This window comes from Pectobacterium versatile (assembly GCF_020166435.1).
Taxonomy (GTDB): Bacteria; Pseudomonadota; Gammaproteobacteria; order Enterobacterales; family Enterobacteriaceae; genus Pectobacterium; species Pectobacterium versatile.
Window position 1 is genome coordinate 358,735 of the sequence record NZ_JAINZP010000001.1, and the last position, 20,097, is coordinate 378,831.

The window sequence follows — 20,097 nt, forward strand, 5'->3', positions numbered from 1 at the left end:
TGTAAACAATTTGTGAGCTGCTTCGCTATTCCTGTTTTTGTTGTTGGACAATTTTTCGGTTGGTTGTAAAACTTCATTTGAATGTTAATTCAATATTGAATATATATTCAAACAGGAGAATAACAATGAAACCTTACCGTCTGAAATCCTCCCTGCTGGCTATCATGCTTTCCTTCTCTGCCGGTGCGTTTGCCGCAGATAACGGGTTGATCGCCATTATTACCCCTTCACACGACAACCCATTTTTTAAAGCGGAAGCCGAAGGCGCCAGAACCAAAGCCATCGAACTGGGTTACACCACGCTGGTGGCGTCGCATGACGATGACGTCAGCAAACAAAATCAGCTGATTGAAACCGCCATTGCCCGCAAGGCGAAAGCCATCATTCTGGATAATGCTGGGGCCGATGCCACCATTGGCCCGTTGAAAAAGGCGAAAGCCGCTGGTATTCCCGCTTTCCTGATCGACCGGGAAATCAATGAAACCGGCGTGGCCGTGGCGCAGATCGTTTCCAATAACTATCAAGGCGCGCAGCTCGGTGCGGAGAAATTCGTCGAGCTGATGGGGCAGAAAGGCAAGTACGTCGAGCTGATTGGCCGCGAGTCAGACACCAATGCGCACGTCCGCTCGCAGGGCTACCACGATGTGATCGACCAATATAGCGACATGAAGCGGGTCGCCAGACAAACGGCGAACTGGAGCCAGACGGAAGCCTTTACCCGCATGGAAGCCATCTTGCAGGCAAACCCTGATATCACCGGCGTGATTTCCGGCAACGACACCATGGCGCTGGGGGCCGAAGCGGCGCTGAAAGCGGCGGGGCGTCATGACGTGATTGTGGTGGGCTTTGACGGCAGCGACTACGTGCGTGATTCCATCATCAATAAAGGCAATATCAAGGCCACGGTGCTGCAACCCGGCTGGCAACAGGCGCAGATGGCAGTTGAACAGGCGGATTACTACCTGAAGAACGGCAAGGCACAGCATGAAGAAAAACAGCTGATGGACTGCATTCTGATCGACGAATCTAACGCGACCAAACTCAACACCTTTGCGTTGAAACTGTAATCGAGGCGGCGGGAGCGCCTGCTCCTGCTGATAGAGGAGTCGTTATGCTGTTTGATGAACGATATCGCGCCTGCTGGGTGGGGCTCTGCGCCTTGCTGCTGTCGGCCTGTACGGTGGTCGATCTGGATGAAAACGGTAAGCCGATCATTCCGGTCGACCCAGCTTCTGTGCCGGGCTATAGCACCATGACGCCAGAGAACATCGCGACAGCGCTGTGGCAGTCAAAACTGCTCCCAACAGCGCAGCAGCAGGCGCTGTCCTGGGATGAAGTGAAGCAAACGCAGGCAGCACTGGAGGATTCAGCGCGTAAAGCCGTCTACGCACGGCTTCAGGGCACGGTCAGTGGGATTGACCGGGCAAGTCGTGAAGGGAAATTGATGCTTGATGTGCAAGGTGACGCTGTCACGCTTCAATTAGGGCCCATCGTCAAAGGCAATGCCATCCGCGATGCCGCTGGGTTTATTCGCTTTGATGACTTTAAAAATCAGGTTCAGTTTGCCCAACTGGCTCGCGCGTTGAATAACAAAGCCCTCGCGTCGCTGCCGGAGCTGGATGCGGGCGTGCAGGGTAAGCCCGTTAACGTACTGGCGGCATTGGTGGTGACCAAACAGGGCATCAGCGAGGCGGTACCGATGACGTTAAACCTGAACGAAACGAGTAGCGGAGGGGCGAAATGATGGAAAAACCAGACGTCTCGCTACAGCCAGACGCGGTGAGCCGACCCGATATCGTCATGGCGACCCGTGGCATTACCATGCTGTTTCCCGGCACCAAAGCGCTGGATAACGTCGATTACAACGTTTATCGCGGCAAGGTCAACGTGATCATTGGTGAAAATGGGGCGGGTAAATCGACGCTGATGAAGATTCTGGCTGGCGTGCAGCAGCCGACGTCCGGCCAGATTTTGCTGAATGGCGAAGCCGTACGTATAGCAGATACCCGCGATGCGGCGGCGAAAGGCATCGGCATGGTGCATCAGGAACTTAACCTGTCCGAGAACCTGAGCGTGGCGGAGAACATCTTCCTGGGGCGGGAGCTGCAACAGGGCGTTGCGCCTATCGATTATCTGGCGCAGGAGCGGATTGCGGCGGAATTGATGGCGCGTCTCGATCAGGATATTTCGCCGCGCACCGAAGTCGCCAGCCTGAAAGTCGGCCAGCAACAACTGGTGGAAATTGCTAAAGCGCTGGCGGATCAGGCTGACATTCTGATTCTGGACGAACCGACCTCCGCGCTGAGCAAAACTGAAGTAGAGATTCTGTTTCGCGTGATCCGCGAGCTGACTCGCCAGAATGTTTCCATCATCTACATTTCGCACCGGCTGGAAGAGCTGATGGCGATTGGTGACTATATCACCATCCTGCGTGACGGTTGTTTTCAGGCGGAAGCTGCGGTCAGCGACATCGACGTGCCGTGGATCGTGCGGGAAATGCTCGGCGGTGACCCTGTCACCAGCTTCCTGCATCCGGGCAGAACGTTCGGCGCGCCGATATTGGAAGCGGAGCACCTTACCTGTCTCAACGATGCCGGGCATCAGGTGGTTAATGATGTGTCGCTGATGGTGCGTGAAGGGGAGATCGTCGGCATTTACGGGCTGATGGGCGCGGGACGCACCGAACTCTTTGAGTGTCTGCTGGGTATTCAGAATGATTATCTGGGCAAGATTTATCTCGATAGCAAACCGGTGAATCCGCGCCTTGCTACCGCACTGCGCATTCGTATGGGCATGAGTCTGGTGCCGGAAGATCGCAAAAAAACCGGCATCTTTCCACTGTCGTCGGTGGCCTCCAATCTCACCATCGCCAGTCTGTGGCGACGGCTGAAATACGGTATGGCGATCTTCCAGCGACAGGAGCAGGAAGTGGTTGCCAGCACGATTGGGCAGTTGGCGATCAAAGTCTCTTCGCCCGACGTCGAAATTCAGGCGCTCAGCGGTGGCAATCAGCAAAAAGTGGTGATTGGCCGCTCGTTGTTGACCAGTCCCAAAGTGCTGTTGCTGGACGAGCCAACGCGGGGCATTGATGTCGGTGCCAAGGCCGATGTGTTTGAAATGATGGTTGGGCTGTCCGAACAGGGCATCGGCGTGCTGTTTTCCACCTCGGATCTGAAAGAAATTATGGCGGTATCGGACCGCATTTTGGTGATGTCGAATGGCAAACTGACGGCGAATATTTCGCGTCAAGCGGCCAGCGAGTCGGCATTGGTTTCGGCAAGTGCACAAGGGTTCTGACATGAAAACGACTCACCTTCCGGCGGCGTCAGGCGCGCTATCACCGGGTAAGTTTGTACGCTCACGAGAGAGCATCCTGCTGTTGATTCTCCGGTTGCGCACGTTTATCGCGCTGTTCCTGATTTTGGGGTTCTTTGCCTTCACTGTGCCTGGGTTTTTGGCGACGGGTAGCCTGATCATCATGGTGAAGCACATTGCCATCAATGCGTTTCTGGCGCTGGGGATCACGTTTGTCATCATCACCGCGGGGATTGATCTCTCAATCGGCGCTACGTTGGGGCTGTGTGGCATGGTAGCGGGCTACATGATTACTCAGGGGATTGTGCTGCCGATGTTCGGCGTCGCGATTTTCCCCAGCGTGTGGGTCATCGTGCCTGTCGTGCTGCTGATTGGCGCGCTCATCGGGGCCATCAACGGCTGGATCATCACGCGGTATAACGTTGCGCCTTTTATCTGCACGCTCGGAACGATGTACATCGTGCGAGGGGCATCGATGCTGATTTCTGGCGGGGAGACGTTCCCCGGCTTGGGCGGTAACCCGCAGTTGGGCAATACCGGTTTTGAGCTGATTGGCTCCGCTACGATCCTAGGGCTACCGCTGGCTATCTGGCTGATGCTGGTGCTGGCCGTGGTGATTGCCTATGTGGCGCGTCGCCTGCCGTTTGGTCGTCATGTTTATGCGATTGGTGACAACGAACGTGCCGCTGAGCTTTCCGGCGTCAAAGTGCGTCAGGTCAAAGTCTGGGTCTACACCATTTCCGGCTTCTGTGCGGCTATCGCGGGCATCGTGGTGTCCTCTCAACTGGTCGCCAGCCATCCGGCAACCGGCACCGCCTTTGAAATGAACGCGATCGCTGCGGTGGTACTCGGCGGAACGTCATTGGCTGGCGGGCGCGGCACGATTCTGGGCACGCTGATTGGGGCGTTTGTTATCGGGATTCTTGCCGACGGACTCGTGATGATGGGCGTGAGTGAATTCTGGCAGATGGTGATTAAAGGTATCGTCATCATTGTGGCGGTGATTATCGACCAGATGCAAAACCGGATGCAGCACAAAGCCGCAATTGTGTCACAAAAGGCCGCGGCGGAAGGAACCTAGTTAATGAAGGTACGCAGTCGCGTGGTGAATTAAGCGTAACTAGCACGGGGCGTTGAGTCGCGGCGGGATTGATGTCGGTAGGTATACCGAGGCCCGATTTGAACGCAATTTTTTTTGATTCGATATGAATAAATATTCGTTTTTGAGTAAAAATTCAAGCGAGGTGAAGTATGAATCCGTACGCATTGTCGGTGGAGGCGCTGACGCACAAAGCCCGCGCCATTCGTCGCCGCATTATTCATCTGAATGCCAATAGCCCGGCTGGCGGGCACACGGGTGCCGATCTGTCACAGGTTGAGATTCTGACGGCGCTGTATTTTCGCATTCTGAACTGTGCGCCGGAGCGCCTTCAGGATCCGCAGCGGGACATTTACATCCAGTCAAAGGGCCATGCGGTTGGCGGTTATTACTGCTGTTTGGCTGAGGCCGGCTATTTCCCAGAATCGTGGCTGGCAACCTATCAGCACCCCGATTCGCATTTGCCAGGGCATCCGGTCAAGCACAAGACGCCGGGGATTGAACTGAACACCGGTGCGCTAGGGCACGGGCTGCCGGTTGCCGTCGGTATTGCGCTGGCGGCGAAGCGCGATAACAGCCCGCGTCGGGTGTTCGTTCTGACGGGCGATGGTGAACTGGCGGAAGGCAGCAACTGGGAAGCGGCGCTAGCGGCGGCGCATTACCAACTGGATAACCTGATCATCATCAACGACAAGAACAAGCTGCAACTGGCAGGGCCGACGAGTTCCATCATGAACACCGATCCGCTGGCGGAGAAGTGGCAGGCTTTTGGTTTAGCGGTCACGGAATGCGCGGGCAATGACATGCGTTCAGTGGTGGAAACGCTGGAGAATCTGCCGCGCAACGGCAAGCCGAACGTGGTGATTGCGAATACGGAGAAAGGCGCGGGCGTGTCGTTCATTCAGGGACGGGCTGAATGGCACCACCGGGTGCCGAAAGGCGAGGAAATTGCACTGGCGCTGGAGGAATTAAAAGATGAGTAACGCAGAGCATCTGGCAACCGTCATGGTTGAGCAGTTCATCAAGGCCGTCGAACAGGGGATTGATTTAGTTCCGGTGTTGGCGGATTCAAGCTCAACGGCGAAGATTTCGCCTTTCATACAGCGTTTCCCCGACCGCATCGTCAACGTGGGGATCGCAGAACAAACCATGGTGGGGACGGCGGTAGGGCTGTCGATTGGCGGCAAGATTGCGGTGACCTGTAACGCGGCGCCGTTTTTGATCTCCCGTGCGAATGAACAGCTCAAAGTCGACGTCTGTTACAACAACAGCAACGTTAAGCTGTTTGGGCTAAATGCTGGCTGTAGCTACGGTCCACTTGCCAGCACGCACCACAGTATCGACGACATCGCGGTGCTGAGAGGGTTTGGCAATATTGAGATCTACGCGCCGTCTAGCCCGGAAGAGTGCCGCCAGATTATCGACTATGCGTTTGAACATCAGGGGCCAGTCTATATTCGCCTCGATGGTAAACCGCTGCCTGCTTTGCACGATGAGCAGTATCGCTTTGTGCCGGGGCAGATCGATGTGCTGCGCAAAGGTTGCGATATCACGCTGGTCGGGCTGGGGTCGACCGTGCATGAAATTGTGACGGCGGCTGAATTATTAGCAGAAAAAGGACTTGCCGCTACGGTGGTTAATCTTTCCTCTATCCGCCCGTGTAATACTCAGCAATTGCTTGAAATTCTGAGTGAAACACCTCGCGTTATCACAGTAGAAGAACATAACGTCAACGGCGGTGCAGGCAGTCTGGTAGCGGAAGTGCTGGCAGAAGCGGGCAGCGGAATTCCTCTCGTACGGTTAGGTATTCCCGACGGCCAATACGCGATTGCCGCCGATCGGAGCGCGATGCGGGCGCATCACGGGCTGGACGCGACGGGCATTGTCAACGCGGCACTGCGTCTTTGCCCGGGAGGCTGATGATGTTTACGCCGGTTATTTTGGCAATCGATGAAGGGACGACGAACGCTAAAGCGATTGCCGTCGATGAGCGGGGGCGCATTCTGGCTAAAGCGGCGGTCGCTTTGCAGGTGACGCACCCGCAGCCGGGCAGAGCCGAGCAGGATGCGATGGCGATCTGGCGTGCGGTTTGTCAGGCGGCGGAGGCCTGCCTGTCGTCATTACACCGGGTTCAGGTGGTGGGGGTGGCGATCAGTAACCAGCGCGAGTCGGTGCTGATTTGGGACAGGCGAACCGGAAAGCCGTTGACGCCGTTGGTCAGCTGGCAAGATCGTCGCGCGGAGAAATTCTGTCAGGCCTTGCAGGGCAGTGCGGAGGCGCGCCTGATTGAATCCCGCACCGGGCTACAGGTTGATCCGCTTTTTCCCGCCGCCAAACTTCATGCCATGCTGGCGGAATTGCCGGACGGTATCGCCCGGGCGATGCAGGGGGAGCTGTGCATCGGAACGGTGGATTGCTGGCTTAACTGGCAGTTTAGCGGTGGACGGGCGTATTCCACCGACTATTCCAATGCGGCGAGAACCCAGCTGTTTAATATCCACCGCGGCTGTTGGGATGAGGATCTGCTGGCGCTGTTCGGTATTCCCAGTGTGTGCTTGCCTGCCGTTACGCCGTCCTCGGCGTTACATGGTCACACCGGCGTGACGGGCATCAAGGGGCTTGCCGCTGGTGTACCGATTGTGGCGTTGATTGGTGATTCTCATGCGGCGCTGTACGGTCAGGGCATCACCCAAAGCGGTGAAATCAAGGCGACATATGGTACCGGTTCGTCGCTAATGACGACCATCAACACGCCGCATCAACAGGCCGCAGGGCTTAGCACCACGATCGCCTGGCACGATGGTGAAGTACGCTACGCACTGGAAGGCAACATTACCCACACTGGTTCGGGATTTGCCTGGATTGGTCAGATGCTGGGCATTCCTTCCGTTACACAACTCACCGAACTGGCGCTCAGCGCTGAGTCTAATCAGGGCGTTTTCTTCGTTCCTGCGTTATCCGGGCTGGGCGCGCCCTATTGGGATGTGCAAGCGCGTGGCCTGCTGTGTGGATTATGCGATGCCACCACGCCTGCCATCATCGCCCGCGCGGGGCTTGAAGCCATTGCGTACCAGATTGCCGACGTCTTTTTCGCGATGGAGCAGGCATCGCAGGCCGCGTTACCCGCGCTGCGTGTTGACGGCGGCGCGACACAAAACCGCTGGCTGATGCAATTTCAGGCCGATCTCTTGCAGCGCCCATTGATTCGCAACCATAACGCGGAAGTGTCGGCGCTGGGAGCCGCTTATCTGGGCGGAAAAATGCTGGGGTGGTGGGAACACAGCGAACAGATCGCCGCGCTGCCCAGAGAAGTCGAGATCATCGAGCCGTCGACGACTAATCACGGGATTTTCGAGAGCTATCAACAGTGGCGCACAGCGGTCGCGCGTGCGCGTCTGCGGCCCGAGTCATAACCATTTTTAACCGTAAGACATTTTTAGCAGTAAGAACCTATCCGATACGAAAGATAAGCAGCTCAACACTATTACGAATCAATGAGGTGACTTTTATGGCAACGTATAACTACCCTGAATTTGGTGCCGGTTTGTGGCATTTTGCGAATTATATCGACCGCTACGCTGTAGACGGCTACGGCCCGGCATTGAGCACAATCGATCAGATCAAAGCGGCGAAAGAGGTTGGCGAACTTTCCTATGTCGACTTGCCTTATCCCTTCACGCCGGGCGTGACGCTCAGCGAAGTAAAAGATGCGCTGAAAGATGCGGGACTGAAGGCGATTGGCATCACGCCGGAAATTTATCTGCAAAAATGGTCGCGCGGTGCGTTTACCAACCCCGATCCGGCGGCTCGAGCGGCGGCGTTCGAGTTAATGCACGAATCTGCCGGTATTGTGCGTGAACTGGGCGCGAATTACGTCAAGGTCTGGCCGGGTCAGGATGGCTGGGATTATCCATTCCAGGTCAGCCATAAAAACCTGTGGAAGCTGGCGGTTGATGGCATGCGCGATCTGGCGGGCGCTAACCCTGATGTGAAATTCGCTATCGAGTACAAGCCGCGTGAACCGCGCGTGAAAATGACCTGGGATTCTGCTGCGCGAACGCTGCTGGGTATTGAAGATATCGGGCTGGATAACGTGGGCGTGCTGCTGGACTTCGGGCATGCGCTGTATGGCGGCGAATCACCGGCCGATTCTGCCCAGTTGATTATCGATCGCGGTCGTCTGTTCGGCATGGATGTGAACGATAACCTGCGCGGCTGGGATGACGATCTGGTGGTTGGCACCGTGCATATGACCGAGATCTTCGAATTCTTCTACGTGCTGAAAATCAACAACTGGCAGGGTGTCTGGCAGCTCGATCAGTTCCCGTTCCGTGAGAACCACATTGAGGCGGCACAGCTGTCTATCCGCTTCCTAAAACACATCTATCGCGCATTGGACAAGCTGGATATTCCAGCGCTTCAGGCGGCACAGGAAGCACAAAACCCGTTACAGGCGCAGCGGATTGTGCAGGACGCGCTACTGTCATCCATTAACGTTAGCGAGTAATCCCACCACCGTTCGTCAGGCGCAGAGCAGGGGAATCATTCTGCGTCTGACATTACCGCTAACCGCTAGCGATAAACGAATTAGATCAGCGTCTCGGCGGTTAATCGATCGGTAATCAACACATCAACGTAGTGCCCCGTTAGCGCGCCGCGAATAGCTGCACTTTTCTCGATACCGCCCGCCAGCGCCACCACGCGTGGGCACTGGCGCAGCTGTGGCAACGCCATACCAATCACCGGATCTTCATCGTCCTGTAGCACCGGTTCACCTTCCGCGTTGTAGTAATGCAGGCATAAATCCCCGACGGCACCGCGTTCGGCCAGCTGTTGCAGCATCGCTTCGTGATAATAGTTGCCGGAGTTTTTCAGCAACTGCGACGGTTCCAGCACGCCAATACCGACAAGCGCCAGACTCACCTCGCTGAACTTATCAACCACGCTAGAAACCTCATCGCTGGTCACCAAACGGGCGCGATCTTCCACCGACCGTTCGATACTCTGCGCGGGCAAAAGGTAAGCGGGGCAACTGAGCTGATTGGCTAAAGTTTGCGTCAGGATCGTTGCCTGCACGTTGCCGTTCGGCCCAACGCCACCTAACAATTGGATGACGCCCTGTGCCTTGACGCTTTGCGGATGCAGGCTGTCCACCATCGCCCGCAGCGTGCTGCTCCAGGAGGAAATGCCGACCAGATCGTCAGGGCGGATACTGGTTTGGACATAGTGTGCGGCAGCAGAACCAATCGCCTGCTTGATTTGCGCCAGCGTGGCGTTATCGGCGACATCCACCACGATAGCCTGATCGATGCTGTAACGCTTCTGAATCGCCGCTTCCAGCCCCATGAACATGTTCGGGGGTTGAATTACGCTGATTTTGACCACACCTTCTTTAACACAGCGCGTGATAGCGCGGGAGACAAAAGACTGTGACAAATGGAGTGAGGCGGCAATTTCTGCTTGTTTCATCCCTTCGCTATAATAGAGCGTAGCGATCTTGACCAATAATCGCTGTTCGTCTTGCTTTGACATGACTTTTCCCCTTGCTAGCTTGCTGCTGTCATTTTTATTCAGCACAGAATAAATAACAAGCGCAGACGGCAGTGGAGTGCGGTTCTTGATTTCCCTGTCTGCGCCGGACATGGTAATTTAATGGGGTTTTTCGCCAAAATTTGGCATAATTCATCCGGTTAATGGATATCACAGGAAGGACAATGTGAAATATTTGCTGATTTTTTTACTCGTGCTGGCGATATTCATCATTTCTGTCACACTGGGTGCGCACAACGATCAGGTTGTGACATTTAACTACCTGCTGGCACAGGGGGAGTATCGTATCTCCACACTGCTCGCCACGCTGTTTGCCTTGGGTTTTGCTCTTGGCTGGGTTATCTGTGGTCTGTTTTATCTTCGTCAGCGCATTGCGCTTGGCCGTGCACAACGTAAAATCAAGCGTCTGGAACAACAGCTTTCTACCTCCACCGAGGAGAACGTGGCGCCAGTGCAGACGGTCACCCACTAAGGAATTCTCTCTATGTTAGAACTGCTGTTTCTGTTGCTGCCCGTGGCCGCCGCGTACGGTTGGTACATGGGGCGCAGAAGTGCGCAGCAGGACAAAGAGCAGGAATCCAACCGCCTGTCCCGTGAGTATGTCACCGGGGTTAACTTCCTGTTGTCCAATCAGCAGGATAAGGCGGTTGAGCTGTTCCTCGACATGCTCAAGGATGACAGCAACACCTTTGAAGCCCACCTCACGCTCGGTAACCTGTTTCGTTCGCGCGGCGAAGTTGACCGTGCGATTCGCATCCATCAGGCTTTGACCGAAAGCGCATCGTTAACCTTTGAACAGCGCCTGCTGGCGGTGCAACAGCTGGGCCGTGACTACATGGCCGCTGGGCTGTATGACCGCGCCGAAGAAAGTTTCAATCAACTGGTGGACGAAGAAGATTTTCGGCGCAGTGCCTTACAGCAGCTTTTGCAGATTCATCAGGCGACCAGCGATTGGCCGACAGCAATCGATGTGGCGGAAAAACTGGTCAAGATGGGAAAAGACCCACTCCGCGTGGACATCGCGCATTTTTACTGTGAATTGGCGCTGTTGGCGATGGGCAGCGACGATCTGGATAAGGCGCTAACGCTCCTGAAAAAAGGGGCGACGGCGGACAGTCAGTGCGCCCGTGCGTCTATCATGATGGGGCGCATCTACATGGCGCAGCAGGATTATTCGCGTGCCGTGGAGGCCTTGCGACAGGTTCTCGATCAGGATAAAGAGCTGGTTAGCGAAACGCTGCCGATGCTGCAAGAGTGCTATCAGCATTTAGATAAACCTTTGGATTGGGCGAATTTCCTCAGACGCTGCGTAGAAGAAAATACCGGTGCGACGGCCGAATTGATGCTGGCCGACATCCTCGAAAGAGAAGAGGGGGCGGAAGTTGCACAGGCTTATATTAACCGTCAGCTTCAACGCCACCCCACGATGCGCGTGTTCCATCGCCTGATGGATTTTCACCTGCATGAAGCGGAAGACGGACGAACAAAAGAAAATCTTCAGGGATTACGCGACATGGTGGGCGAACAGATTCGCACCAAACCCCGCTATAGCTGCCGCAAATGTGGCTTCACGTCACAATCACTCTATTGGCAATGTCCTTCCTGCCGCACCTGGGCTAGCGTAAAGCCAATCCGTGGATTAGACGGGCAATAACCTCTCACGATATCGAGTGGGTATTTTTTAATGCACTTTAGTTACAACATACTAATAATTGTATGTGATTTCCGTTTCAGCAGGCTTCTTTAACGCCATTGGTCTTCAGGCGGCTGGGATTTCAGAGACGGGGCATGTAGAATGCGGCGGGAATTTTGGCTTCGCAAGAGACTGGGTGACGAATGAAAAACGAGAATCTACAGCAAAAGAATCAAACGGTATCATCCCCGATTGTGGTCGCACTGGACTATGCCAATCAGCAGGCGGCGCTGTCGTTTGTTGACCGTATCGATCCGCAGGATTGCCGTTTGAAGGTAGGCAAAGAGATGTTTACCTTATTCGGCCCACAGTTCGTGCAGACATTGCAACAGCGCGGCTTTGATGTGTTTCTCGATCTGAAATTCCACGATATTCCGAACACTGTCGCTCACGCCGTTGCGGCCGCCGCCGATCTTGGCGTGTGGATGGTCAATGTCCACGCCAGCGGTGGTTCGCGCATGATGATCGCGGCGAAAGAAGCGCTGGTGCCGTTTGGTAACGATGCGCCGCTGCTAATTGCCGTAACCGTGTTAACCAGCATGGACGAAGATGACCTGCGCGGGCTTGGCATTACGCTTAGCCCGGCAGAGCAGGCGGAAAAGCTGGCCGTGCTAACGCATAACAGCGGGCTGGATGGCGTGGTGTGTTCCGCACATGAAGCGCAGCGGTTGAAGCAGGTATGCGGGCAGGCATTTAAGCTGGTCACGCCAGGAATTCGTCCCGCTGGCAGCGACGTCGGCGATCAGCGCCGTATTATGACGCCGATTCAGGCACAGCAGGCTGGCGTCGATTATATGGTGATTGGACGTCCGATCACCCAATCAGCGGACCCCGCACAGACACTGCGTGAGATTCGCGCGTCATTGCTAAACGGTGCGGCATCATGAACATGCGTCGTGACGAAAATAGCCAGTTGGTTTACTCCACGGAAACTGGGCGTATTAAGCCGGAAGAAGAACAAGTAGCTCGGCCAAAAGGCGACGGCATTGTGCGCATCCAGCGTCAGACCAGCGGGCGCAAAGGAAAAGGCGTATGCCTGATTAGCGGTCTCGATCTTGATGATGCTGCGCTGGATAAGCTGGCGGCTGAATTAAAGAAAAAATGTGGCTGTGGCGGTTCAGTGAAAGACGGCGTGATCGAAATCCAGGGAGATAAGCGCGACCTGCTAAAACAGCTGCTGGAAGCGAAAGGAATGAAGGTTAAGTTGGCTGGCGGCTAAAGCACATGCGGCTTGAACTATGACAAGTATAAAAGCAGCAGGTTTACTCCCGTGAACCTGCTGCCCACAAATTCGTTATTTATCGACCTGACGGCCAATCAGCCCGCCGATAGCTGCACCGCCCAGTGTTCCTAATGTTCCGCCATCCGTTAAGATAGCCCCACCTACTGCACCCGCACCGGCACCAATCGCGGTATTACGGTCACGTTTGGACATGTTTGAACAGCCTGCAAGCGTTACAGCAAGCGTAATTGCCAGAGCGGCTGTTGCAAAACGTTTGTTTAATTTCATCTTTTTCCCCTTTCTGCTCTTGGTCTCACGTTTCTTGTGAGGAAATATCGAACAATGTGCTTTTTACGGTATTAAATAAAGAAACCGAGCCTTTTACCGCTTGATGACAAGTATAATCATCGGGAAAAACGGCAACAGGTAAAAAATCTTAATTCCCCTGCGTTATGTTAACGATAGCAACAATTGATAAATTTGGCTGTTTTTTAATCAACCCTGTGGAGTGTCTCTTTCTTTTTCCCATAGCAGAACACCGCTAGGTCTTTAGCGATTTAGCCCATAGCGACGAACTCGTCAGGCCGCGAGAATGGTGTTATCGCGCCGATGGAGGCTGATTATGTTAGAAACGCTAAAAAAACAGGTATTGGAAGCCAATCTGGCCTTGCCGCAGCACAATCTGGTGACGTTTACCTGGGGAAATGTCAGCGCGGTGGACCGACAGCGCGGCCTGATGGTGATCAAACCTTCCGGCGTGGAGTATTCTGCCATGACGCTGGAGGACATGGTTGTCGTTGAGCTGGAAAGTGGCAAGGTGGTTGAGGGGACGAAGAAACCGTCGTCAGATACCGATACCCACCGCGTGCTGTATCTGGAATTTGCCGATATCGGCGGTATTGTGCATACCCATTCCCGTCATGCCACGATCTGGGCGCAAGCCGGTAAAGATATCCCCGCTTGGGGAACAACGCATGCGGACTATTTTTATGGCCCGATTCCCTGCACACGTCTGATGACGGACGAGGAAATCAACGGTCGCTATGAGTGGGAAACGGGAAGGGTGATCGTCGAAACCTTCCGCCAGCGTGGCATTTCTCCGGTGGATGTCCCTGCCGTATTGGTTAACTCGCACGGCCCCTTTGCCTGGGGGAAAGATGCAGACAACGCGGTGCACAACGCCGTTGTTCTGGAAGAGCTTGCCTACATGGGGATTTTCTCACGCCAGTTAACGCCTCAGTTGGGTGAGATGCAGCAAACGCTGTTGGATAAACACTACTTACGCAAGCATGGCAAGAACGCCTATTACGGACAATAAACCGCAGCGATTCCTTCCTTATGACCTTTAAGCCATATAGCGCCGCATTTGCGGCGTTATTGTTATTTGTGCGGTTTGATGACCTCGCTCCTGAACGGCACAAGCTCCGTGCTAAATCCGTAAGGGTTGCGGCCATAAAAAATCCCTCCGCGAGGGAGGGATTGGCGAAGATGTGTCGATGATGCTTAAGGTTGAGCGCCGTCTCGTAAGACAATCGGGCTCTCTTTTGCCGTTGGGACATCGCTATTCATCGCACGACGAATGACGAAGAATGCGGAAACCAGCATTGTTACCGCAACCAGCATAAAGAACCCGCACAGCGCGGCGTTGATCTGGTTACTGAAGACAATGGTTTCCATGTCTTTAATCGATTTGGCCGGTGCAATCAGCGTGTTCTGTTCAATACCCGCCGCGAAGCGTTTCGCCTGAGCCAGAAAGCCGATGCTCGGTTTTTCATGGAAGATTTTCTGCCAACCCGCCGTCATCGACGTAATAAACAGCCAGACGGTAGGCACGATAGTCACCCACGCATAGCGCTGCTTTTTCATCTTAAACAACACCACGGTGCCGAGAATCAACGCCATCGAGGCCAGCATCTGGTTACCGATACCGAACAGCGGCCAGAGAGTATTGATCCCGCCCAGCGGATCGATCACGCCCTGATAGACGAAGAATCCCCAGCCGGAAACGGCAACGGTCGTACCGGCCAGATTCCCCAGCCAGGAACGGCTGTTCGCTAATCTGGGAATCGCAATACCGACCAGATCCTGCACCATGAAGCGACAGGCGCGCGTCCCGGCGTCAACGGCGGTCAGAATGAACAGCGCTTCAAACAGAATCGCGAAGTGATACCAGAATGCCATCATCGCCCGGCTGTTAAAAATTTCCGTGATGATGTAGGCCATACCCACCGCGAAGGTCGGTGCACCGCCAGCGCGGGAAAGAATAGAGGCTTCGCCAACGTCATTGGCAATGGCACTCAATTCCTGCGGGGTAATCACAAATCCCCAGTTATTGATGGCTAATGATGCGCTCTCAACCGTGGTGCCGATCAAGGCGGCGGGTGAGTTCATGGCGAAGTAGATACCCGGTTCGATAACCGAGGCACAAATCAGCGCCATAATCGCCACGAAGGATTCCATCAGCATGGCACCATAGCCGATGAAGCGGATATGACTTTCTCGTTCAATCAACTTCGGCGTGGTGCCGCTGGAAACCAGTGCGTGGAAGCCGGAAATCGCGCCGCAGGCGATGGTGATAAACAGGAAGGGGAATAGCGTACCGGAGAAGACCGGGCCGCTGCCGTCAATAAAACGAGAAACGGCAGGCATTTTCATTTCCGGCATCGCGAATACAATACCGAAGGCCAGCCCGACAATAACCCCTATTTTCAGGAACGTAGAGAGATAGTCACGCGGTGCCAGCAGCAGCCAGACGGGCAGAACGGATGCCACGAAGCCGTAAATCACCAGTACCCAGGTGAGTGACGTCCCTTTCAGCGTGAAGAACGGCCCCCAGTAAGGGTGTACAGCGATGTTGCCGCCGTAGACAATCGCCAGCATCATCAGCACAAAGCCGATGATGGACACTTCAGCGATTTTGCCCGGACGTAAAAAGCGCATGTAAACGCCCATGAAGAGCGCGATAGGGATGGTGGCGGCAATCGTGAACAATCCCCACGGACTTTCTGCCAGCGCCTTAACGACGACCAGCGCCAGCGCCGAGAGAATGATGATCATCACGCCCAGCGCACCGAGCATCGTGATAATACCCGCGAATGTACCCAGCTCCTGTTTTGCCATCTCACCCAGAGAACGACCGTCTCGGCGGGTTGAGATAAACAGCACCAGAAAATCCTGCACGGCACCCGCCAGCATCACGCCGACCAAAATCCAGATCGTACCGGGTAGGAAGCCCATCTGTGCGGCGAGAATCGGCCCGACCAGCGGCCCGGCCCCGGCGATGGCGGCAAAGTGGTGGCCGAACAGTACCCATTTATTGGTGGGAACGTAATCCAGACCGTCGTTATGACGTTCCGCCGGTGTCAGTCGGCGATCGTCGAGCTCAAACACTTTTTTGGCGATAAACAGGCTGTAAAACCGATAGGCGATGCTGTAACACGATACCGCAGCGATAACCAACCACACGGCATTGACGTGTTCACCGCGGCTTAGCGCCAGCGTGGCGAACGAAAAGGCGCCCGCCAGGCCGACTAGCAGCCAGATCACAATGCTCTTTACGTTACTCATAACAACGGCTCCTTCGTTATTCAGAAAAGGTATACCGTAATACTTCAAGCTGCATGTGCGTTGGCTTCCCTTACTCACCCCAGTCACTTACTTGTGTAAGCTCCTGGGGATTCATGCGGTTGCCGCCTTCCTGCAACTCGAATTATTTGAGGTATATAGCGCGGGTGTTAATGCAATTTAACAATAGTGGGTTTAATGGCGAAGAGAAGGGAATGGATGAGAAAATGTGAGCGAACGTGAATTTTTGTAAAGAAACTTAAAGCGTAAACAAGGGTTAACGCGCTAACGCGGTAAAAATAGGTGCGGTAAAAACAAGATGGCCCTGCTGGGGAAAATTCAGAGAATGGCAGGGCCGATGCGCTTAAGGCAGAACGTTTCCGGCGGCGCGGTAAATTTCATACCATTCTTCGCGGCTGAGCGACAGGGTAGACGCCGCCGCGATGTCACGGATACGTTCTGGACTCATGGTGCCGATAATCACCTGCATGGCGGCGGGGTGGCGCAAGATCCACGCGGTGGCGATCGCGGTATTGGTCACGTGATGCTGCTCGGCGATGTGATTAATCGTCGCGTTCAGCTTAGGGAATTTCTCGCTATCGAGGAAAACACCCTCAAAAAAGCCGTACTGGAAGGGCGACCAGGCCTGAATCGTCATGGTATTCAGGCGGCTGTATTCCAGAATCGCGCCATCGTGATTCACCGATGCCGTGTTCGTCATATTCACGTTAAAGCCGGCATCAATCATGCCCGTGTGCATGATGCTGAACTGCAATTGGTTGGCAATAAGCGGCTGGCGTACGGATTTTTTCAGCAGCTCAATTTGCAACGGATTCTGATTACTGACGCCGAAATAGCGCACTTTCCCGCTGCTTTCCAGCTCATCAAAGGCGGCGGCCACTTCATCGGGTTCGAATAATGTATCCGGGCGATGCAGCAGGAGCGTATCGAGATAGTCCGTTTTTAAACGTTGTAGACTGCCTTCAACGGAGGCGATGATATGAGCTTTCGAGAAGTCAAAAAATCCCTTACGAATGCCACATTTGGATTGGAGAAAAATCGTGTCCCGGTGGATAGATGTCTTCTGTAAACCGGCAGCGAAAATCTCTTCCGACAAGCCGGAACCATAGATATCCGCGTGATCGAAAAAATCGATGCCTGCCTCGACGGATGCATTGAGGATGTCAGCCGCTTCACTCGTGCTTTTCTTCGCCATTCGCATACAGCCCAACGCAATGTTGGAAGCCTGTATCGCGGATGTACCGATTGTCATTTTCTCCATCGGGAACGCTCCTGTTATTAGGGGGGCACGTCTGTCGTCGATGACGCTTAAAACGGATCAGGCGTGGCGATATCGTTGATAAAGCATGTCGCGGAATAAACGCGTGATGACGCGCGGGTCAGTTCGCGTGAATGCCCGCGCGGAGATGCTGTCCGCCGAGATGACTCGGCGGTATGACGGCTATGCGGCAGGTTTTGCCACGATGCTGCGGGTTTCCAGACGAACGTCAGCAATGACGACGTCCAGCGTATCCCCCTGACGATAAACCACTTCGCCTTTCACTGACAGAGTGCCCATTTCCTGACTGCACACCAGCTCATCGCGTACGGCGTGGATAAAGGAAGACGGGATAAACGCCACTGCGCCGTTATCTAGCAGGCGAACGCGCAGGCCACCACGTGTGACGTCAATGATTTCCGCATTGAAGCGATTATCCGTACCGGCTTTATCTTTGAGGTAGCGAGCGTAGAGCCAGTCACCGACATCGCGTTCAGCCATACGATTAAGGCGACGGCGTTCTGCCAACTGAACCGTGACGTCGTCTTGCGGTTTTTGCGCGACCTGCCCGGTGATAACCGCTTTCAACAAACGGTGGTTCACCATATCGCCGTATTTACGGATCGGCGATGTCCAGGTGGCATAGGCTTCTAGCCCCAGACCGAAGTGTGGCCCCGGCGTGGTACTCACTTCCGCGAAAGACTGGAAACGGCGAATGCGGCTGTCCAGAAACTGTGTCGGCTGGGCATCCAGCTCGCGGCGCAGCATACAGAAGCCTTCCAGCGTCAACAGCACTTGCGCATCAGCCTGAACCCCGTGGGTGTCCAGCACGGCAACTGCCTGTTCAATCGAGGCAGGATCAAAGCCGTTGTGCACGTTATAGATGCCGAAGCCCAGTTTATCGCGCAGCACGATGGCCGCACAAACGTTGGCGGCAATCATGGATTCTTCAACGATACGGTTGGCGATACGGCGATGTTCAACCACGATGTCCAATACGTCGCCTTTTTCACCCAGCAGGAAGCGGTAATCCGGGCGATCTTTGAATACCAGCGCATGCGTGGTGCGCCAGTCGCTGCGTGTCAGGCAAAGGCGATGCAGCAAGCGAATTTGTTCGGCAATTGCGTCGCTTGGCGGCTGCCATTCGCCTTGATTTTCCAGCCAATCGGAGACGTTGTCATACGCTAATTTGGCTTTGGATTCGATCCAGGCGGCAAAGAAGTGAATGTCGTCACCCAACGCACCGTCGGCGGCAATCGTCACGCGACAAGCGAGCACTGGACGACGTTCCTCCGGGCGCAGGGAACAGATATCGTCCGACAGCGGGCGCGGCAGCATCGGGATGTTGAAGCCGGGCAGATAGTTGGTGAAGGCGCGCTGACGTGCAATGTTGTCCAGCTCGCTACCCGCAGCGACATACGCGGTCGGATCGGCAATCGCGATGGTTAATTGCAGTGAACCATCCCCGTTGTCCTGCACGTACAACGCATCGTCCATATCTTCAGTGCTCGCGCTGTCGATAGTGACAAAGCTCAGTGCGGTGAGATCTTCACGGACGAGTTCGCCGTCATGGCGCTCAGTCGTTTCAACCTCTGGGGCTGAGCGCTCCAGATTATGGCGTGACAATGTCACCCACCACGGTACCAGCGGGTCATCACCCGTGGTGATGTACTGCGTCAGTTCAGCATGAAATCCACGGTCGCCCTTCAACGGGTGACGGCGCATTTCGGCTACGGCCCAATCGCCTTCCTGAAAATCGTGTGTGACATCGCGCGCGGCGCGGCAAGGGATGGCATCTTTCAGCAGCGGATGGTCAGGCGTAATGGATAAACGATCGTCTTTTTTATGGATGCGCCCAACAAATCGAGTAAGGAAGGGTTCGATCAGCGTTTCTGGCTCGACAATTTCCCGCTCTTTTTCCGTATGCAGGGTGGCGGTAATCCGGTCACCGTGCATCACTTTTTTCATGTGCGGAGGGGGAATGAAATAGCTTTTTTGTCCGTCAGCTTCAAGGAAGCCGAATCCTTTATCGGTACCTTTGACGACACCTTCAACACGCGGTGTCTGAGAGTGAAGTTGCTGTTTTAGCTGTGCAAGCAGCGGATTATCTTGAAACATAGCGTCCAGAAATACGGTTGTGAGTAGCCCAATTAGCAGTTCACAGTTTTACTCGAATCGGGTGCTGGCGGCAAGAATAATCGGGGGTGGCGTAGGCGCAGATCGGTAGCAGAAGCGCGGATAAATCTGAGTAAAGTCAACGCTGATTCGAATGTATCCACCTGCCGTGCACGCGATTGACCTCACGGCACGAGTTATCAAGCGGAATCTATTCCACTAGGCGTTATTGATGCAGCCAGTTTGGACACGGACAGCGC

The 20,097-nt window shown here is 54.7% G+C and carries 18 protein-coding genes; 13 read left to right on the forward strand and 5 right to left on the reverse strand.

Going from position 1 to position 20,097, the window contains the following annotated elements:
* Nucleotides 1-125: 125 nt before the first annotated feature.
* The 8 genes from K7X24_RS01610 (at nucleotide 126) to K7X24_RS01645 (ending at nucleotide 8,921) form a co-directional block, all read left to right on the forward strand.
* Entirely contained in the window at nucleotides 126-1,067 is a 942-nt protein-coding gene (locus K7X24_RS01610) for a D-ribose ABC transporter substrate-binding protein (RefSeq protein ID WP_224552489.1), read from the forward strand.
* A gap of 44 nt (nucleotides 1,068-1,111) precedes the next feature.
* On the forward strand, nucleotides 1,112-1,744 hold the full coding sequence (locus tag K7X24_RS01615) for a DUF2291 family protein (protein WP_224552491.1): 633 nt from the start codon (nucleotides 1,112-1,114) through the stop codon (nucleotides 1,742-1,744).
* Nucleotides 1,744-3,297 (forward strand): sugar ABC transporter ATP-binding protein, encoded by a 1,554-nt coding sequence (locus tag K7X24_RS01620; RefSeq protein WP_224552830.1) that lies wholly within the window; start codon nucleotides 1,744-1,746, stop codon nucleotides 3,295-3,297. The genes K7X24_RS01615 and K7X24_RS01620 overlap by 1 nt, the downstream gene beginning before the upstream one ends.
* A 1-nt stretch (nucleotide 3,298) precedes the next feature.
* A complete protein-coding gene (locus K7X24_RS01625) occupies nucleotides 3,299-4,396 on the forward strand; it encodes an ABC transporter permease (protein WP_039481026.1) in 1,098 nt (365 codons plus the stop codon).
* Nucleotides 4,397-4,566: 170 nt separating this feature from the next.
* Nucleotides 4,567-5,397, forward strand: coding sequence for a transketolase (locus tag K7X24_RS01630; RefSeq protein ID WP_103860497.1), 831 nt, complete (start codon nucleotides 4,567-4,569; stop codon nucleotides 5,395-5,397).
* The gene (locus K7X24_RS01635; protein ID WP_224552492.1) at nucleotides 5,390-6,334 is read left to right on the forward strand and encodes a transketolase family protein; all 945 of its coding nucleotides are present in this window, start codon (nucleotides 5,390-5,392) and stop codon (nucleotides 6,332-6,334) included. The genes K7X24_RS01630 and K7X24_RS01635 overlap by 8 nt, the downstream gene beginning before the upstream one ends.
* Before the next feature lie 2 nt (nucleotides 6,335-6,336).
* Nucleotides 6,337-7,827, forward strand: coding sequence for an FGGY-family carbohydrate kinase (locus K7X24_RS01640; protein ID WP_224552494.1), 1,491 nt, complete (start codon nucleotides 6,337-6,339; stop codon nucleotides 7,825-7,827).
* Nucleotides 7,828-7,922: 95 nt separating this feature from the next.
* Nucleotides 7,923-8,921, forward strand: coding sequence for a sugar phosphate isomerase/epimerase family protein (locus K7X24_RS01645; RefSeq protein WP_224552496.1), 999 nt, complete (start codon nucleotides 7,923-7,925; stop codon nucleotides 8,919-8,921).
* A gap of 80 nt (nucleotides 8,922-9,001) precedes the next feature.
* Here the strand turns inward: K7X24_RS01645 and K7X24_RS01650 are convergent, their stop codons facing one another.
* Entirely contained in the window at nucleotides 9,002-9,946 is a 945-nt protein-coding gene (locus K7X24_RS01650; RefSeq protein WP_103860500.1) for a sugar-binding transcriptional regulator, read from the reverse strand.
* A 184-nt stretch (nucleotides 9,947-10,130) separates the two neighbouring features.
* Between K7X24_RS01650 and K7X24_RS01655 the strand changes: the two genes are divergently transcribed.
* From K7X24_RS01655 to yciH, 4 genes are all read left to right on the forward strand, one after another.
* Complete coding sequence (locus K7X24_RS01655; protein ID WP_010276674.1) at nucleotides 10,131-10,436, forward strand: LapA family protein; 306 nt, start codon at nucleotides 10,131-10,133, stop codon at nucleotides 10,434-10,436.
* Between the two features lie 12 nt (nucleotides 10,437-10,448).
* A complete protein-coding gene (lapB, locus tag K7X24_RS01660; RefSeq protein ID WP_180744727.1) occupies nucleotides 10,449-11,618 on the forward strand; it encodes a lipopolysaccharide assembly protein LapB in 1,170 nt (389 codons plus the stop codon).
* Between the two features lie 182 nt (nucleotides 11,619-11,800).
* Nucleotides 11,801-12,544 (forward strand): orotidine-5'-phosphate decarboxylase, encoded by a 744-nt coding sequence (pyrF, locus tag K7X24_RS01665; RefSeq protein ID WP_224552498.1) that lies wholly within the window; start codon nucleotides 11,801-11,803, stop codon nucleotides 12,542-12,544.
* Complete coding sequence (gene yciH, locus K7X24_RS01670; RefSeq protein WP_010306267.1) at nucleotides 12,541-12,876, forward strand: stress response translation initiation inhibitor YciH; 336 nt, start codon at nucleotides 12,541-12,543, stop codon at nucleotides 12,874-12,876. The genes pyrF and yciH overlap by 4 nt, the downstream gene beginning before the upstream one ends.
* A gap of 75 nt (nucleotides 12,877-12,951) precedes the next feature.
* On the opposite strand, the gene osmB is transcribed toward yciH, so the two are convergent.
* Nucleotides 12,952-13,167, reverse strand: a complete 216-nt coding sequence (osmB, locus tag K7X24_RS01675; protein WP_010276685.1) for an osmotically-inducible lipoprotein OsmB — start codon at nucleotides 13,165-13,167, stop codon at nucleotides 12,952-12,954.
* 334 nt (nucleotides 13,168-13,501) lie between these two features.
* On the opposite strand from osmB, the gene araD reads away from it, so the two are divergent.
* The gene (araD, locus tag K7X24_RS01680; protein ID WP_127032000.1) at nucleotides 13,502-14,197 is read left to right on the forward strand and encodes an L-ribulose-5-phosphate 4-epimerase; all 696 of its coding nucleotides are present in this window, start codon (nucleotides 13,502-13,504) and stop codon (nucleotides 14,195-14,197) included.
* A gap of 185 nt (nucleotides 14,198-14,382) precedes the next feature.
* On the opposite strand, the gene K7X24_RS01685 is transcribed toward araD, so the two are convergent.
* The 3 genes from K7X24_RS01685 to K7X24_RS01695 all read right to left on the reverse strand — a co-directional run bounded on the left by K7X24_RS01685 (nucleotide 14,383) and on the right by K7X24_RS01695 (nucleotide 19,840).
* Nucleotides 14,383-16,446 (reverse strand): carbon starvation CstA family protein, encoded by a 2,064-nt coding sequence (locus tag K7X24_RS01685; protein ID WP_103860505.1) that lies wholly within the window; start codon nucleotides 16,444-16,446, stop codon nucleotides 14,383-14,385.
* A gap of 361 nt (nucleotides 16,447-16,807) precedes the next feature.
* Nucleotides 16,808-17,725, reverse strand: a complete 918-nt coding sequence (locus K7X24_RS01690) for an aldo/keto reductase family oxidoreductase (protein WP_224552500.1) — start codon at nucleotides 17,723-17,725, stop codon at nucleotides 16,808-16,810.
* A gap of 180 nt (nucleotides 17,726-17,905) precedes the next feature.
* Nucleotides 17,906-19,840 (reverse strand): exoribonuclease II, encoded by a 1,935-nt coding sequence (locus tag K7X24_RS01695; protein WP_224552502.1) that lies wholly within the window; start codon nucleotides 19,838-19,840, stop codon nucleotides 17,906-17,908.
* Nucleotides 19,841-20,097: the final 257 nt, after the last annotated feature.